This is a genomic window from Pseudoalteromonas nigrifaciens, from assembly GCF_002221505.1.
Classification (GTDB): domain Bacteria; phylum Pseudomonadota; class Gammaproteobacteria; order Enterobacterales; family Alteromonadaceae; genus Pseudoalteromonas; species Pseudoalteromonas nigrifaciens.
Genome location: NZ_CP011036.1, coordinates 3,466,195 through 3,484,064, shown reverse-complemented (window position 1 = coordinate 3,484,064; position 17,870 = coordinate 3,466,195). Strand labels below are relative to the sequence as shown.

The following is a 17,870-nucleotide window of genomic DNA, read 5'->3' as shown; positions in this document are numbered from 1 at the left end:
AATAGGCAATTTAACAGGGAGAAAACAAGCATATAACTGAGGATAACGCGCAGGATTAGTACTAATAACAACGTGGTACTTACAAATAAGCTGGGTTTTCAATCAACCCGATGCAGGCATGTTAGAGTAAGTTAAAACATGTAGCAAGCTTTATATAATTAAAAGTTATATAAAACGGCATGATTATTTTATATCCTTTTGTAAATTAAGGGTTTTATTTTTTCACTTTGTTTTGTGTTTTTAATGCGTTTTGATTTTATAGTAGTTACATTCATAAATTTAGTCATTTAACTTTCATAAAAATTACCTTTATTAGTCATATCTATTTTTTATAGTGCAGCGGTTGATCTTTTTGTGGTCACACATTTTTTAAAAAATAATCACTAAATAATGGGAATTATGGATGAAAATTAAAAAAGTTGCTGCGGCAATAGCGCTAACATTTGCGTTTAACGCAGCTAGTTATGCCAATGTATTACCGCAAAGCCAAAAAGACAGCAGTTGGTATAGTGCTGCGCAAACAAAATTAACAACAAAAACTACCCAAGCGCAGAGTGTTAAAGCCACCAAAGCTAAAAACGTAATTTTATTTGTTGGTGATGGTATGGGGGTATCAACGCTAACCGCCGCACGTATTTTACAAGGACAACGCAATAACCAATCGGGGGAGGAGGGTTACTTAAGCTTTGAGGCATTTCCGTATTCCGCACAAGTTAAAACCTATAACGTAGATGCACAAACACCTGATTCTGCGGGCACTATGACCGCGATGATCTCGGGTGTGAAAACCGATGTTGGTGTAATTGGTGTTAACGAAAATATAGAGCGTGGGATGTGTTCAACAGTTGCGGGCAACGAGTTACTAACAGCAACAGAGCTGGCAGAAATTAAAGGCCTAGCAACTGGGGTTATTTCAACAGCGCGAATTACCCATGCAACGCCTGCAGCAACGTATGCTAAATCGGCCGATCGTAACTGGGAAGATATTTCAGACATGCCAGAGGATGCAATTGCAGCTGGTTGTGAAGATATTGCCTCGCAACTAATTAACTTTGAAAAAAACCTAGAGGCGCGTTTTGTTGGTACTGATATAGATGGCCTTGATGTTGTTATGGGCGGCGGACGTCGGCACTTTTTACCCAAAAACGTAGCAGCTAATTCAACAGACGCAGTAAGCGCAATAGAAGGGGATCGTACCGATAATCGTAATTTGATTAGTGAATGGCAAGCGCAATACCCTACTGCAACGTATGTTATGGACCAAACCGGCTTTGATAATATTGCCGATGACGCTACTAAAGTATTTGGCTTATTTAACGAATCCCACATGCAATACGAAGCAGACCGCGCAAACGATATTGCTGGCGAGCCTTCACTTACCGATATGACTACTAAAGCAATTGAAGTGTTGGGCAAAAACGACAAAGGCTTTTTCTTAACCGTTGAATCGGGTCGTATTGATCACGCGCACCATGCGGGCAATGCCTATAATGCACTTAACGACACAATAGAGTTGGCCAAAGCGGTACAAGCTGCGGTTGATAACACCAATCCAGAAGAAACCCTCATTTTAGTCACTGCCGATCACAGTCATGTATTTACTATTGCGGGCTATCCCAAACGCGGCAACCCTATTTTAGGTCAAGTTGTGGCCGTGGGCGAAACAGCCCCCAGCCTAGCTGCCGATAACAAGCCCTATACCACAGTTGGTTACGCCAATGGTTTAGGGTTTAGAAACTTAGGTGATGAAACAGATGCCGATGCAAGCTATGCAAGTGCTGCTGTGGCAGGGCGCGTTGAGTTACAAGGGATTGATACAACAACCCCTGGTTTTCATCAAGAAACAACAGTGCCATTGGCCTCGGAAACACACGCAGGTGAAGACATTTCATTGCATGCAACAGGCCCCGGTGCTCAGCTTGCACAAGGCGTAATTGAGCAAAATGTAGTGTTTCATATAATTAATCAAGCTCTTGAACTAACTCAGCAATAATGGCGGCTAACATGAAAAAATTAACGGTACTTTCTTTAGCAGTAACTCTTGCACTAACGGGTTGCTCAAGTGACAGCGATAAAAACCAAAATAGTATATTAACTGTCAATAACGTAATTGCTGTCGGGTCTGAGCAATGTGTTAACGGCGGAGTAACAACACAAACAGGCGAAGATACCAACGGTAATGGAATATTAGAAAGCAGTGAGGCTACATCAAGTAACTTAGTATGTAATGCACCAGCTACGTCGCTTAGCAGCGAGCAGTTAGCATCGCTTACTAGTAATGCTTGGTTTAGTGATGCACAAACCAAGTTAGCAACCACAAAAACAGCAAATGCGAGCATAGTGACTGAGTCAGGCAAGGCTAAAAATGTTGTTTTATTTGTTGGCGATGGTATGGGAATTTCGACAATAACAGCAGCGCGTATTTTAGCCGGGCAGTTAGAAGGTGAAATGGGTGAGGAGCATCAATTAAGCTTTGAAACTATGCCGTATTCAGGTTTTGTAAAAACCTATAACGTAGATGCACAAACGCCCGATTCGGCCGGCACTATGACCGCAATGGCCTCAGGGGTTAAAACCGATGTGGGTGTTATTGGTATTGATGAAGCGGTTGAGCGTGGTAATTGTGTGTCGGGCAAAGGACATGAGCTAGTTACCTCACTAGAGCTTGCTGAAATTGCGGGTAAAGCGACCGGTATTATTTCAACTGCCCGAATTACTCATGCAACACCTGCGGCTATGTACGCAAAATCGGCCGATCGTAACTGGGAAGATATTTCTGATATGCCCGCGAGCGAGTCAGCTAATTGTGAAGATATTGCATCGCAACTGGTTAACTTTGAGGCCAACCTAAAAGCGCGCTTTAATGGTGTTGATGTAGATGGCATTGATGTTGTTATGGGTGGCGGGCGTCGTCATTTTTTACCAAAAGATGCTGCGTTTAATTCAGCCGATGCAGTAAGTGCAGTTGAAGGGGATCGTACTGATAATCGTAATTTAATTAGTGAATGGAAAACGCAATATCCAAATGGTACTTACGTAATGGATCAAACCGGTTTTGATGCAATTAGCGATGATGCTACTAAAGTATTTGGGCTGTTTAACGAATCTCACATGCAGTACGAAGCAGACCGCGCAAATGATATTGCTGGCGAGCCTTCGCTTTCACAAATGACCGAAAAAGCCATAAATGTACTGGGCAAAAACGACAAAGGGTTTTTCTTAACCGTTGAGTCGGGTCGTATTGATCACGCGCACCATGCGGGTAATGCATATAACGCTTTAAACGACACCATTGAATTGGCAAAAGCAGTTAAAGTTGCGGTTGATAACACCAATCCAGAGGAAACGCTTATTGTTGTAACAGCCGATCACAGCCATGTATTTACCATTGCGGGTTACCCTAAACGCGGTAATCCTATTTTAGGTAAAGTGGTGGGCGTAGGCGAAACAACGCCAAGCCTAGCGGCCGATGATATGCCATATACAACGCTAGGTTATACCAATGGTGGTGGTTTTAGAAACCTCGGTAGCGAAACAGATGCTGACGTAGGTTATAACTTTGCACCAGTAACAGGGCGGGTTGATTTAACCAATGTTGATACTACTACCCCTGGTTTTCATCAAGAAGCGCTGGTACCAATGAGCTCAGAAACACACGCAGGTGAAGATGTTGGCGTATATGCTATAGGCCCTGGTGCGCACTTAGTGACAGGCACTAATGAGCAAAGCTTTTTATTTCATGTAATGGACTTTGCCGCAGATTTAGTTAAAACAGCAAACGACAAAGTGGCGCAGTAGTAAGTTTATAATTTGTGTGTGCAAAACAACTCGTACTCTGTGCGGGTTGTTTTTATATTATATTTTGTCATAAAACAGCCATTATTTTTAGCTATGTTAAAAGCATAAATTAGAGCATTTAAAAAGAGTACCCAATGAAAAAAGCATTATTAATGATGACCGTATTATTCAGTAGCAGCGCTTTTTCCCAGCAATGCAATGTTAACCCAGCGCTATTAAAAGCAACTTACACTGTAACCAACAATAAAAATAACGAGCCAACAACTCAAGCGCTAACCCTGTGGCGAAACCAGCAACAAGTGGCGCACCAAAGCCAAGTTATAACAGAGCTTTGGCAGCATACGAGCAACAATCAAATACGGCCTATTCGTTATTTTAATGCGCAGCAGCGCGGTATTGAATATCAGCCATCAGAGGTGCAAGGAGTGCAAAACTGGAGTGCAAAAGTACAGCTGGTAGATAATCATCTCATTGAAAAAATGACATTAGTGAGCACTGAAGGTGAAGGCTGCAACGAAATAAAAAATTACAGCTTAGAAGAAAATAACTCTCAGTATAACTTGGCATTTTTTACCCATTCAAAACTGGTAAAAACATTTAGCATTAGTAACCTAGCGAATAAAGCAAGCATGTCACTTAGCTTAGACGCGGTGCAAAATGACACACCAGCGATTAAGGCTCAGTTTGTAAAATGGGATAACTTTCAAACCACCGACTATGCTGACATTGGCGATAACGAAAGCGACCCATTTTTAGCAAAAATGATTAACCTAGGTTTTATAGAGCACGGCGCCACCGGTTTTTATAATCCTCAAGGTGAGGCTATTCAAGGTGGGCATCATCATTAGGTCGTTTTTTAGGCTTAGCAGAGTCTTCTGTTAAGCCATTTTCATAATTGTTGGCATCACAGGTATTTAAATTTTGCTGTGCTTGCTTATCTTGCTGTAATACCTGTTTTAAATCTTCCATACGTTGGCGTACTGCAACGCCGTAGCTGGCATCATCTCCCCAAAGCTCAGAAAGTTGTAACACAGATGCACGGTCATGATCCCTAAATAATTTACCAGCACGCTCAGCGTCTTCTTTGCTATTGCCAAGTAGCTGCAGTGATTCTATGGCTAAGTTAATGGCTGAGTCGACGGTTTCGCGGTTAAATGCATCCACTTTTAGATTCAGTAATTGATACGCATGGCGACGATCGATTGCGCGCGCCACTATTTTTAATTGTGGGTAGTTTTTATGTGCCAGCTTAATAATTTCAATGGTTTTATCTGGGTTGTCAATCGCAACAACCAGCATTTGTGCAGTATGCGCGCCTGCGGCTTCAAGCAGTTCTTGGCGAGCAGCATCACCGTAAAATACGGTGTTACCAAAGCGGCGCAGCAGTTCTATTTGGCTTGGGCTGTGATCAAGTACGGTAATTTCGTAGCCTTGTGCATGTAATAAACGCCCCATTATTTGCCCAAAGCGGCCATAGCCCGCAATAATTACGTGTTTAGCGGTATTTATTTGTTCTGGTTTATCAAACTCAGGCTTAGTGCTACTACTGCGTTTTTGTATTTGCTCATACAACATCAGTAATAAAGGGGCTATCAACATAGATACCGCAACCACTAAGGTCACTAGACTGGTTTGTTCTGGGGTTAAAATACTTAATGTGGTGGTCACGCTTAAAAGTACAAAAGCAAATTCGCCTCCTTGTGCCAAAGCCAGTGTAAATAATAGTTGCTGCTTTTTATTTATTTTAAAGGTAAAAGCCAGCGCAAATAAAATACAGGCTTTAATTACTATCAATAAAACAACTAAGCTAATCACAGTGCTAAATTGATTAAAAAACAGTTCAAAATTAATTGAAGCCCCCACAGTGATAAAAAATAGTCCTAGCAATAGGCCTTTAAAGGGCTCTATGTCGGCTTCTAATTCGTGTCTAAATTCACTTTCGGCCAATACTACACCGGCTAAAAAAGTACCTAAAGCAGGTGATAGGCCAATACTGTGCATTACAAGCGAAATAGCCACGACTAAAAACAATGCAAAAATAGTGAATATTTCACGCATGTGAGTTTGTGCTATGTATCTAAACAGTGGTGCCGACACATATTTACCGCCAGCAATGATAGCGGCAATAACGCCAACAGAGACGCCTACTTGTTGCCAAACAGGCCAGTCAGCAATGATTGAATCGCTAATTTGTTTTGAGCTACTTGGTGCAGCAAACGCGAGTAAGGGGAGTAGCGCTAAAATAGGAATAATGGCAATATCTTGAAATAATAAAACCGAAAATGCATTTTGCCCAGCTTCTTGCTTTAACCAGCCTTTTTCTTCGAGGCTTTGCAATACAATCGCGGTAGAAGAAAGTGCCAGCATTAAACCAATGGCCAATGCGGTTTGCCAATGCATGGTAAAAAACCAATAACAAAAGGCAAAAATAACCGCCGCAGTTAGCACCACCTGTAAGCCACCAAGCCCTAAAATAGAGTGCCGAAGCTTCCATAGTCGTGAGGGTTGTAGTTCAAGTCCGACCAAAAATAGCATCATCACTACGCCAAATTCGGCAAAATGCATTACATCGGTTTGATCGCCAACCATAGCTAAGGCATAAGGGCCAATAAGTATGCCTGCGATTAAATAACCCAGCACCGATCCGAGCCCTACTCGTTTGGCAATAGGCACAGCTACAATTGCTGCCGCTAAGTAAATTAAAGCTATTTCTAACACGTGTTTTTCCTAGGTGAGTTTTTAAACCCAAGTGGTTTGCGTATAAATAGAATGACTGACACGCTTATAAAATACAATAATTTAAGTGGCTAGAAATGCTGTTTTTTTTAAATTTTACAGCCTTCAAAGTATTATTAATGCTGACATACCCTAGCTCTGCTTTAATCATAATGAGATTTTTTTTCAGGATTAACGCGAATGTTACTTATATCAATCGTTAAGCAGCAAAAAAAGGATGCGTAATGCATCCTTTATAACTTTCAACTTTTAGCTAGCACTTTTATTAAAAGCGGTAAGTAATATTACCGTATAAAAAGCGCCCATCTAAACTGTAGGGTGTGTAAGGCGTGTACGGAAATATTTGGCCAAAGTTAGAGTGGCCAATATTATCTACCGTTGCTTGAGGGTACTGATCAAACAGGTTGTTAGCGCCTACGGCAAATTTCCATTCATCGTTAGGGCTATAAGCCACTTCAAGATCGGTTATCCATTTTGCATCTAGGTATTCATCTCGGTCGCTGCTTGTAGAAATATCAGCGACTTCGCCATAGCGCGTGGCACGCAGTGTAGTTTGCCATTCGTTAAAGCTCCAAACAGCCGATAAGTTTAGTTTGCTATCTGGTGTGCCTTCTTCAAAACGGCCCACTTCACGCCGAGCAAATACAACATAGTCATCACCTAACGAATTGAGTTCTTCAGGGTTGTCGTCTATATGGGTGACTTTAGTGTCGTTAAAGTTAACCGCTGCGTTTAAGCGTACGTCGCCTAGGTTATCTAGTTCCAGTAAATAAGTTGCAACTATGTCTACACCTTGCGTACGTGAGTCTATTGCATTGGTAAAGTAGCGTACCCTTTCGGTGTTTAGCTCACCAGCGTTTGCTAAAATTTGAGCAACTGCTGCACCGGCTAGGTTTTCAGAGAGTACAATCCGGTCATCAATATCAATACGATATGCATCAACCGTTAGGCTAAAATTACCTTGAGTGTAGACAAAGCCAGCGGTTAAGTTTACAGAGTCTTCAGCGTCTAGTTTTTTAGCGCCTAATGCTTGTGCTGCTGGAGAGTCACTTGGAAATAAACCTACTTCAAACGCTTGGTTGTTTTCAAGTATGGTTGATATTTGACGATACGAGCTTTGTGCTAGCGATGGCGCGCGAAAGCCGGTACTTGCTGCACCACGTAACGATAAGTTATCAGTAATACTGTAACGCGTTGCTATTTTTGAGGTGAATGTGTCGCCAAAGTCGCTGTAATCTTCATAACGGCTGGCTAAAACCACATTCCACTTTTCTGTTAAGTAGGTATCAAATTCAACAAAAAGTGCTACGTTGTGGCGGCTTTCGTCGGTAACACTTTGCGGACCAAAACCAGATAGTACCTGTGCACCACCTGCTGCAATTGGGTTGCCGTTACTATCAAGCGCGGTAATATAAGAAGCTTCTTCGCCTTGTTCTATTTTGTAGCTTTCGTGGCGGTATTCAGCACCTATAGTAAAAAATACGTCATCTGGTAAACCTAAATCAAATGCTGTGCTGGCATCTCCATTAACAATAAATTGGTCATAAACCAATGCGCCGTTATCAAATTCGGTTTGGCTGGTGGCACCTAAAGATGTATTTAAGCTATTTACTACGCCTAATGCAAAGTCGTTGCGGCCGTAGTTGGTACTTACATCCCATGTCCAGTCGCCTGTTTCACCTTGTAAACCAAGAGCGAGAGAGTAATCTTCTACGTCGGTTTCAATTTGTGGCAAAAAGCCATTAGGGTAAACGTCTAAAATGTTATTTTTATCTACAGCTCGGCGATAAAATCCGCCTGAGTTGCCTTCACGCTTAGAGTAGCTACCAAAAGAGTATAAGTTTAAGCCGTTATCAAAGTCGTAGCCCATGTTGTAAAACAGTGCATAGTCTTCAAGCTCTGCTTTACCAAAGCGGTGATTATAACGATCGATAGTGAACTCGCGTGGATCTAGGCTACCATCATCAAGGTGGCTATATTGATCGCGAGGGTCAAAACCAGAGCGCTGGGTAGAGTCGTTATCACGATATTCAATAGACACGTTTACAAAACCGTTATCAGCTAACGAAAAACCAGAATTAGCACTAATAGTACGCGTTGCGCCATCGCTCATTTTACGATCGTCGCCAGTATTAAATGCTAAGTTGCCGTTTGCATCTGCGTACACGCTTTCAAGCTGAGGTACTCCAGCCATTTGAGTATCATATTGTCCGTAAGTTACGCTTACACTGCCGCCCTGCGCTGCATCTTTAAGAATTATATTAATAACCCCTGCAATAGCATCTGAGCCGTATTGCGCTGCGGCACCGTCGCGTAATACTTCTACGCGCTTAATTGCCGATGTTGGGATCATATTTAAATCAACAGCTGTTGAACCACGCCCAACTACGCCAGCTAAGTTTAATAGCGCACCTGAATGACGACGCTTACCATTAATAAGCACTAGGGTGTGATCGGGGGCTAAACCACGCAAAACTGCAGGTTTAGCATGGTCTGTACCATCGCCCATTGTTGCGCTTGGGTAGTTAAAGCTTGGCACTTGGTTTGCAAGTACTTGGCTGATTTCAAGCTGGCCTGTACTGGCCATATCGCGACTGGTAATAATATCAACAGGTACTGAACTTTCAGCAATACTGCGTAAGCTGCGACGAGTACCCGTTACCGAAATTACTTCGATATTTTCTTGTGCTTGACTATCTGGCTCTGCGGCTACAGCTACTGAATAAGGCGTGCTCAATGCAGTAGTAACGGCCAAGCTAAGTGCTAATTTTTTCGCTGAAAAGCGCTGTATGGTCATGTGATCCCCCAAGGGCTGCTATTGTTGAGTCTAAAAGCGCCGCATCTTAAAGAAGCTAATAGGATAGTGCAAAGATCAAAACAAACTAAGTTATGCAAATAGCTAAGGCTGGTGTTTACTTTGCGCTGAACGTACTAATTTAAATAGGTGTGCTTGTGTTGAGTAGTTGCAATCACATGGTGAATTGAGGTGTTTTTTAATACAATTAATTTAGTAAATGTAAATAAAAAAGGCCAAGTAAATTACTTGGCCTCTTTATTGTTTTTAATGTTTTAATTCAAGAGTTAAGTATTACTCTGGCGCAACGTCTAATGTAGTAAATAACGAGTAACGCACGTTATCTATGCCTTTTTCAGACGACTCTTCGCTCACGCTTGCTTCAATTAAGTATAAACCCGGGTGCTGCCACGTTGTGCTAAAAAAGCCGTTTTTGTCAGTGGTTACTTTAACTTCGCCACGTTCGTTACGGTAGCGTGTATCACCTTTTAATATTGCCAGCTCAACGTTTGCTGCCGGCTTACCAGCTTTGAGCAACTGAAAACGCGCTTGTTCACCAACAAATAAATCGTTAGGGTGAGTTGGGCCGCTAATCTCTAAACCTTTACCGAGTAGTGCAGGCTTAGATGTGCCGTTACGACTTACAAACGTATCAACGGTAGAAAATGCTTTGGTTGTTTTAATATCTGTAGCGTCTGCTGGAATATCTTTACTGTTTTTGCCACCAAAAACACGACGACGCTCACCTTTTGCATCTTTATAAAAGGTCATTAAACGTGGTTCACGTTTCATTGCAATATGGTAAGTCCCTTCGTTGGTTAATTTAACTGCCGCAGAGTTTTTACGCTGTAAAAAGTAAGCGCGAATATTATCGCTAATAGGTTTGCCGTCAGGGCCGATAGCCATCAGTAAATTGTCGTCGTATTGTGCGTCTTTCTCAGTTGGGCGGTATGCTTTGTCGGGAGCAAAAATTTCATTAGAAATACTCGCGTCAATCATTACATAATGCGCTTTATCGCCAGATAAAGAAGTATGCGATGGTACTAACCATTGTGCATGGGCGTTAGCATAGCTTGATGCAAGTGCAGTGACTGTAAGTGCGCCAATTAATGCACTTTTAAGTAAATTGATTTTCATAATCGTTCCTTTTTAAATGGTTTTAGCGGATGCTTTATTTGCTGCTATGTATTACTTGGCAATAATAGTGACGAAGCTTTGTGAAAATTCATTGGTACCATCAATCGTGATTTTACCCTCTTGTGTTAGGTCTATTTCGACACGGCTGTAATCTCGGCCGCCTTCTTCGCGTACCACTTCAATATTAAGTAAGTATTTACCCGGTTTTACTGGGTTACCGTCTAAATCATTGCCCTGCCAATTAATGGTGTAAGATCCAGCTCGTTTGGTTGCGCCGCTTATGCCGTCGAAGTTAAGGTTACTCTTACCGGCTTTACGCCACCATTGGCGTAAGTCTTTAAACCATTCGGCTTTTTGTACCCAAAGTGCCAGCGTAGTAACGTGTTTGCGCTCGCTTGTTTCTAGCCAAACTGCAACATAAGGGCGGTGATACGGTTGTACGTCTAATTCGGGTAGGTTTAATTCAATTTCTAATTGTGCAGTTTGTGCATGCGCAGTCGCTTGAAAAAACGTCGCAACTAGCAGTAATGCTGCGCTTATAAACACTTTAAATTTAATCATTAATACACTCCTTTTAATTGTGGAACCCAACATAAATAAATAACGACAGGCGTTGCTATGCCTAACACCGTTATCCATATTCCTGCTAAGCGTTTTTTTCTGTTTTGAAATAAAATAATCATGCCGGTAATGGCAAATAAGATCATTAATACAGCTGAGATATCTATTACCCAACTCCATGCTTCGCCACTATGTCGGCCTTTATGTAGATCGCCAATTAGGCTTAAAAAACCACCTGTTTGGTAATCAAGGTTTAGTGTGCCACTTATAAAGTCGAGCTCGGCGTAGGCAAACCCCGCGGGTAATGGGTAGTCGAGCATTACCAGTGCGTCCTCTTTTTCCCATTCAATGCTTTTTACGTTAGTGAGCGCATATTGCTTGGCTAAGTAAGCTTCTATTTCGGGGTAGAGTGTAGGTAAGGTACTTAACTGCGCATTTGCTTTGGCAGCCAATGCACTTGGAATTGGAGTTGATATTTGGCCATTATTTTTATCATTTTTAAGCCAGTCAACATGGTTAAGTACTATGCCGCTAACACAAAATAAAATAAGCAAAAAAAATAGCGCTGTAGAAATATAAATGTGTAAAGCCCGGCTGGTGCTATATAAAGCTCGTTTGTTAATAAACGCCATAATAACTGTAAACTAATTAATATTTACCACATGATAATGATTTGTATTAGCTATTACAAATATACTTACTAAACTTTACATTAAGTTTTTATAAACAGCGGGTATTTACGTTGTTAAAGCGGGATATTCAACTTTTTGGTATGGAAGAGGGTCTTAAAATTAAATAAATCATTACAGCCACTTCAATTATGGCAACTAAAAAAATAACCCAAACAGCAGGAGATGAAGCCAGTAAAAATATAAAACCAACCAGCATGCCCAAAGCGGCGCAATATTTGGCTTTAACAGGCACTACTTTATGTGCTTGCCACTGGTGCAGGGTAGTGCCGTATCGTGGATGATTTAAAAGCCAATGCTCAAGTGCAGGCGATGAGCGAGTAAAACAGGCCAGAGCTAAAATAAAAAAGATGGTGGTGGGCATAACCGGTAGTACTATACCTATAATTCCAAGTACAACTAGCATTAAGCCAAGTACTTTAAACCATACCTTTTTGTAATATATATAGGTTGTTTTTATATTCACTTAGGTTAGTTTTATTAAATTATAGTTAGTTTGATTATAGAGTAATTAATGCCGAAATTTAAGCGCAATTGCAGTTACTTAATACGTGGACATAAAGGAATAAATAAAATTAGCGCAGCAAAAAGGGCAAACAAAGTTGCCCTTTATAACTAACCTGAGCTGCGGATAATAAACTTATCTCAAGCAGCTATTTTCAGCGCTAACTGCGTTGAATTTACTTGCAATAGGCCAGCTATTGACGCGTAAATTCGCCTTGTTTTCACTGAAAACCTCTGGCTAGAGAAAATAAAATCAAATATAACTATGATTCAATACGTTAGTAAATATCTTAACCAGAGTTCAGGTTAACTAGCTAATTAACCTTGCTTGGCTTAAAAGTAATAACCAAGGTTAATATTAAAGCGACGTTCTGTATCGCCTTCACCAATAATTGTTCCGCCAATAAATGGTTGATTACGTGCTTGGATAAAGTCGAAGTAACTAAAGAAACCACCTGCAGCAACACTCATACCCGTTACATTCATCCAAGTATTTGCGCTGTTATCAGACTTGTCGTAAATAATACCGTAATCGTTGTAAAACTGAATGTCGGTCACTGGGCCCCACTCAAGTGAGTAGTTATAAGCTACGTTGAAGTTAGTCATTGTTGCTTTGCTCGAAACAGTATCGTAATAAGCGTAAGCACCTACAGCAAAACGGTTGCTATTATCGTCTAGGTCGTAGTCGTACTCGCCATGTTGAAATTGTACGTTCCAGTTATTAATTTTGCTATCAAGATGCACAGCCCATGCACCGTAGCTTCCAGCACGGTCATTACCGTCATGTAGGCCGCCACTTAATAGCGATACACCCAGATCGGTAATTACGTTTTTACTATGCTCTACTTGATACGTTGCGCGACCTGCAAAGGTATTGTATTCACCAATTTTATTTACAGGTTCTGCGTATGTACCTTCATTTGGTGCACGACTACCTACAATATCGTACGAGTAACGCTTGCTTTTATCGGAACCACCGTCTACTCCGCCTAGTTCATCATTTTTGAAAAAACCAAGGTCTAGCTTCCAGTTGTCTTTAAGTTTACGTTTTACTACCACACCTAAATCAAAATCGTCTTCTAACCCTACGTAATAGTTAGTGCTAAAAAAATAACTGTGTGAGTTGTACGGGCCGTTACCAAAAGGAACAGATGTTATACCTGCTTGGCCTTCCCAACCATCCACAAACTCATAACCAAGGTAAGCGTATTTAATTACAGTCATGTAATCGTAAAAGCGAATTTCACCATTTAGAGAAATATCATTAATTTCACCAGATACATTTAAACGGAAAATATCAAAATCAAAGTCGCCGCCGCGATCTTTATTGTCATCATCGTATGAATTAATGCTGTAATTAGCGCGAATAGCACCGCCAATTTTAATGCCTTCGTCTTTTTTATCTGATTCAGACTCTGCAACAGCAACAATTTTTGTATCCGCTTTTTTACTTATTTGAGCAACTTGTTGTTCGTGTTGCTCATTAATTTGTTGTTGTTTGGTTTTTTCAGCTGCTAATTGCTGCTCTAGCATCTGCATTTGCTGTTTAAGTTGCTTAAGCTGAGTTTGAAGCGTGTCTAGATCTGCGGCGAATACATTGCTCGACGCACCAGCTAGCATGAGGGCAAGTGTTAATTTCGAAAGTTTAGTCATAAATTGCTGCTCAAATTTTGATTGAAAATTTAAGATGTAAAAGCACATCCTGTGTAAATTTATTATTTAGGAGCTTGAGTAAGCGCCCCCACTTCTAACAGAGGCGATGCATCAAGTTTATCTGCATCCATCATTGCGGCAATGCGCTGCATTGACGACAGTAATAGGCTCTGCTCCCACTCTGCAAGTGCCGAAAACTTAGCAATAAAATGCTCTTGTAGTGGTTGCGGTGCTTTATCAAGTAACTCCTTTCCTTTATCGGTGAGGTATAAACTCACTCGACGCTTATCCATTTGGCTACGTACCCGAGTTACTAAGTCTCTACCTTCTATCCTATCAAGAATATTAGTAACGGTTGCCGGGCTTAAATTTACATTTTGAGCTATACGGCTTGCTGTTATCCCATCTGTATGGGAAACCTCTTGCATTATAAGCAGTTGTGGCCCAGTTAAGCCTGAAGTTTTATTCAGTTGCTTAGAGTGTAAATCGATCGCACGAATCACTTTACGTAAAGAAACTAATAACTCGTTATGTTTTTGCATTTAGCTAATCTCGTTAAAAGGGCGCAATGGTTTGCCATAATCGCGAAATGTTACACATCAAGTAAATTGAATTCAAATGATATATTGCATTTTAGCCTGCTTTTTGTGGTTTTTATTAGTTTGAGCAGTAATTAAAATTTGTGTTTTTTAATTTTTAATTTTTAATCTATGTCTGTAGTGTTTTATTCGCTAATGGCTGTAGTATACCTTTAAGCCTTTAGAGTATAGATAATGAGTTTTTTTTATCAATTTATAAGTATTGCTAATTTGTTGCAGATGACATTTATAAATAAGTATTAGTACAAAGTAATTATTTATAAATACTTTGCAGGTATTACCGAATGAAAATAAAGCGATCGATATTTAAATTATTTCGCTTATTATGTAGATGATTTATAAGCTTACTTGACTATTTAGGTGCACATTTAACACTACGTGCCAGCATTATAGGAAATAATATGAAGTTATCACCTTCCGTTAGTATTTGTCATACTGATACCGGTTTAGAATTTATTAATATAAATAGCAGCCATTGCGATGCAAAAATATTTTTGCAAGGCGGGCAAATTACCGAGTTTACCCCAAAAGGTAAGCAGCCATTGTTATGGGTATCTCAAGAAGAAACATTCCAAGAAAATGCCAGTATTCGCGGCGGTATCCCAATTTGTTGGCCTTGGTTTGGAGCACACGATAACAGCGATTTTCCGGCGCATGGTTTTGCTCGAACGAGTTTGTGGCAGGCCGATGAAGTGCATGAAACCGAATACGAAGTTATTGTTAGCCTCAAATTACCCATGAAACTAGTTAATCTTGATTATTGGCCGCATCAATCAAGCTTACGAGTTGAGTTTGTACTAAACGAGCAGTTACAAGTGCGCTTAACAACCACAAATTTAAGCAATACACCGTTTAGCTTTTCGCAAGCGCTGCATACTTATTTTCCAACATCAGATATTAACAATACCAGCGTTGATGGTTTGCAAGGTGCGCAATATAGTGAATTTGGCGAAGCTCCAGTAATGCAAAGTGATGTGGTTAGTTTTGCCCGCGAAACCGACATGGTTTATACCCAAGCAGCGCCAGTGCAAACCATTAATACTCCCGAGGGTATAATTAGTGTGGGCCGAGAAAATTCCAGCTCTTGCGTATTGTGGAATCCATGGATAGAAAAATCAAAGCGTTTATCTAACTTTGCTAATACTGAATATAACAACATGCTTTGCCTTGAAGCAGCCAACGTATTAAATGATGCCGTTACGCTCGCGCCAAAACAAAGCCATACCTTAATTACCATCATTAAATGGCTGAGTTGAGCCTTGTATTTATATAAGTAATAGTGAGTTTAAACAATAATATGGTGTTTAATAATCAACAAATAACCAACTTACCACAACATAGTAATATTGAGTTTAAGCCATTGGCGGCTAACGCTTTGCTGCATGTGCAACTTAATTGGCTGGCGTTTTATATTCCTTTAATAACCGGCTTAGTGGTGGCGTGTTACTTAAATGCTGCTTTTGCTAATCTAGCGCAAACGTATTTGTTGATTGGCATGCCAATAATTATCATATTATCAATGTTTTATAATGTAGTGAGTATAAAGCTGCAAGGGGTAGCAATGCGCACCCACGATATCGCGTTTAAAAAGGGAATTATTTGGCAGCAAATAATTATTTTGCCGCTAGCGCGAGTACAGCATATTGAGGTGCACCGCGGACCAATTGAGCGCAAACTCGGCTTAGCGAGTTTAAAGCTATACAGCGCTGGTGGCATGAGCGCCGACCTGCAAATTAGCGGCTTAACTCACGACGATTGTAAAAATATGCGCCAGTTTGTACAAAACTACCGCAACGACGATAACATCGCACAAGCAACCCCTGCAGATGAGTAACGCTGGTAGCGCAAGTAGTTTACATTGGCAAGCTGTATCGCCTTGGGCGTTAGTGTATTTTGTTGTCCATTTTATGGTGCGAGTTATAAGAGATGGCATATTTAATTTGCTACCTATTACGATTGTGTTTGTAACTCAAGTTGAAAACAAACTATTTTGGGGACAAATTGCCGGAGCCGTCGCGCTTGTTGCTTTGCTTATTTACTCTTTTTTATATTATAAAAGCTTTCGTTTTTGTATTTCTGAAGAACACGAAATTTTACTCAAAAAAGGCGTATTTAAAAAAGAGCGTTTAACCCTTAAATTTGCTCGCGTACAAAACGTAAATATTGCTGAGCCGTTTTATTTTACCCCTATTAACTTAGTAAATTGTATTTTTGATGCCGCAGGTAGCGTAGCGCAAGAAGTGGTACTGCCGGGAATAACCAAAGAACACGCACAACAAATGCGTAAACAAATTTTTGCTTACAAAGCCCAGCAGCAAGATACTGTAACTGACAATGTAGATCACCAAGTAACAGCACAAAGCAGTCTATTTATTAGCAATAAAGAAATTGCTAAGTTTGGTTTAATATCAAATATGGCTATTTTAGCCTTTGCAGCTATTGCGCCATTTATAAATGTTGTTATCGATTTTTTAGAGCAAAAGCTGATTGCTAAAATGGAGGGCTTTTACCAGCAAGAGCTAGGTATAGTGGCCAATGCTGCCATGTTTGCGGTGATCACCTTAATTGTTTTGTTGGTTATTATTGCGGTGTTGTTATCGGTTGGCATGTCGTTGATTCGGTTTTATAACTACGAGCTGTATTTTAAAGGACAAAAGTTTAAACGCATTGCTGGCTTATTAGAGCGCCATCAGTTATCTATGAGCTTAGATAAGGTGCAATCAATTGTTATAAAACAAAACTTAGTTGCCCGACTATTAAAACGCTTTACCGTTGAATGCTTGCAAGCGAGCAGTGGTGGTATGGTAGCAGGCGTTGCTGCTAAAAATAATAAACAAACCTTGCTCTTACCGGTATTAAACGCGGCACAAGTAAACAGTGTTTGCCAATGGATTTATCCTTGGTTTAATAGCAAAAACCTCGCATTTACAGGCGCAGAGCGCGCACTACTATATAAAAACTTAGTTTTTTATGCGCTTTTACCGAGCATATTAGTATTTGTTTTTTGCTTAGTAGCTGAGTTTAATATGTGGCTTAGTTTAGGTGTATTTGTTGCATTTGCTGGTTTAGTTACCTTGTCGTATCAGCGTTATGGCTATTACTTACATGAAGAAAATGGCCGGTATTATATGGTGGTGCGCAAAGGCTTGATTGGCGTACATTATCGGGTGTTTGAACTGTATAAAACACAAAGTGCCCGTAGTATAAGTACCTACTTAATGCGTCGCTCAGGGTTAAAAAGTGTGTATATACAACTCGCCTCAGGTTACGCTTTTATGCCCTATATAAAGCAGCAAGATGCTGACTTTATAATTGATTTTACACTTATGCAGGTTGAATCTGATCCCCGTAGCTGGATGTAGCTCTACTAAAAGCATGTGTAGTTTATAGTTGCACATG

14 protein-coding genes are annotated in these 17,870 nt (G+C 40.5%); 6 read left to right on the top strand and 8 right to left on the bottom strand.

Annotated features, from left to right (window positions below):
- Positions 1–403: 403 nt before the first annotated feature.
- The 3 genes from PNIG_RS16385 to PNIG_RS16375 all read left to right on the top strand — a co-directional run bounded on the left by PNIG_RS16385 (position 404) and on the right by PNIG_RS16375 (position 4,646).
- Complete coding sequence (locus PNIG_RS16385) at positions 404–1,993, top strand: alkaline phosphatase (RefSeq protein WP_089368907.1); 1,590 nt, start codon at positions 404–406, stop codon at positions 1,991–1,993.
- A gap of 11 nt (positions 1,994–2,004) precedes the next feature.
- Entirely contained in the window at positions 2,005–3,798 is a 1,794-nt protein-coding gene (locus tag PNIG_RS16380; RefSeq protein ID WP_089368994.1) for an alkaline phosphatase, read from the top strand.
- A 134-nt stretch (positions 3,799–3,932) separates the two neighbouring features.
- Complete coding sequence (locus tag PNIG_RS16375; protein WP_089368906.1) at positions 3,933–4,646, top strand: hypothetical protein; 714 nt, start codon at positions 3,933–3,935, stop codon at positions 4,644–4,646.
- On the opposite strand, the gene PNIG_RS16370 is transcribed toward PNIG_RS16375, so the two are convergent.
- The 8 genes from PNIG_RS16370 to PNIG_RS16335 form a co-directional block, all read right to left on the bottom strand.
- Complete coding sequence (locus PNIG_RS16370; RefSeq protein WP_089368905.1) at positions 4,621–6,516, bottom strand: monovalent cation:proton antiporter-2 (CPA2) family protein; 1,896 nt, start codon at positions 6,514–6,516, stop codon at positions 4,621–4,623. The genes PNIG_RS16375 and PNIG_RS16370 overlap by 26 nt on opposite strands.
- 283 nt (positions 6,517–6,799) lie before the next feature.
- Positions 6,800–9,331, bottom strand: coding sequence for a TonB-dependent receptor plug domain-containing protein (locus PNIG_RS16365; RefSeq protein WP_089368904.1), 2,532 nt, complete (start codon positions 9,329–9,331; stop codon positions 6,800–6,802).
- Positions 9,332–9,622: 291 nt separating this feature from the next.
- Positions 9,623–10,465 carry a DUF4198 domain-containing protein gene (locus PNIG_RS16360; RefSeq protein WP_011329597.1) on the bottom strand — a complete coding sequence of 281 codons (843 nt, stop codon included), beginning with the start codon at positions 10,463–10,465 and terminating at the stop codon, positions 9,623–9,625.
- Positions 10,466–10,516: 51 nt separating this feature from the next.
- Entirely contained in the window at positions 10,517–11,026 is a 510-nt protein-coding gene (locus PNIG_RS16355; protein ID WP_089368903.1) for a DUF2271 domain-containing protein, read from the bottom strand.
- Complete coding sequence (locus PNIG_RS16350) at positions 11,026–11,658, bottom strand: PepSY-associated TM helix domain-containing protein (RefSeq protein ID WP_011329595.1); 633 nt, start codon at positions 11,656–11,658, stop codon at positions 11,026–11,028. The genes PNIG_RS16355 and PNIG_RS16350 overlap by 1 nt, the downstream gene beginning before the upstream one ends.
- A 127-nt stretch (positions 11,659–11,785) precedes the next feature.
- The gene (locus PNIG_RS16345; RefSeq protein WP_041454623.1) at positions 11,786–12,181 is read right to left on the bottom strand and encodes a YbaN family protein; all 396 of its coding nucleotides are present in this window, start codon (positions 12,179–12,181) and stop codon (positions 11,786–11,788) included.
- A 371-nt stretch (positions 12,182–12,552) separates the two neighbouring features.
- Entirely contained in the window at positions 12,553–13,872 is a 1,320-nt protein-coding gene (locus tag PNIG_RS16340; protein WP_011329593.1) for a porin family protein, read from the bottom strand.
- 62 nt (positions 13,873–13,934) lie between these two features.
- Entirely contained in the window at positions 13,935–14,414 is a 480-nt protein-coding gene (locus tag PNIG_RS16335) for a MarR family winged helix-turn-helix transcriptional regulator (RefSeq protein ID WP_011329592.1), read from the bottom strand.
- A 458-nt stretch (positions 14,415–14,872) separates the two neighbouring features.
- Here PNIG_RS16335 and PNIG_RS16330 point away from each other — a divergent pair, with 458 nt between their 5' ends.
- From PNIG_RS16330 to PNIG_RS16320, 3 genes are read left to right on the top strand one after another with little or no spacing between them, the layout of a single operon-like run.
- Positions 14,873–15,727: a D-hexose-6-phosphate mutarotase gene (locus PNIG_RS16330; protein WP_089368902.1), complete on the top strand. Its 855-nt coding sequence runs from the start codon at positions 14,873–14,875 to the stop codon at positions 15,725–15,727.
- Between the two features lie 44 nt (positions 15,728–15,771).
- On the top strand, positions 15,772–16,305 hold the full coding sequence (locus PNIG_RS16325) for a PH domain-containing protein (RefSeq protein ID WP_089368993.1): 534 nt from the start codon (positions 15,772–15,774) through the stop codon (positions 16,303–16,305).
- The gene (locus tag PNIG_RS16320) at positions 16,298–17,833 is read left to right on the top strand and encodes a PH domain-containing protein (RefSeq protein WP_089368901.1); all 1,536 of its coding nucleotides are present in this window, start codon (positions 16,298–16,300) and stop codon (positions 17,831–17,833) included. Before PNIG_RS16325 ends, PNIG_RS16320 begins: the two co-directional genes overlap by 8 nt.
- The last annotated feature ends 37 nt before the right edge of the window (positions 17,834–17,870 follow it).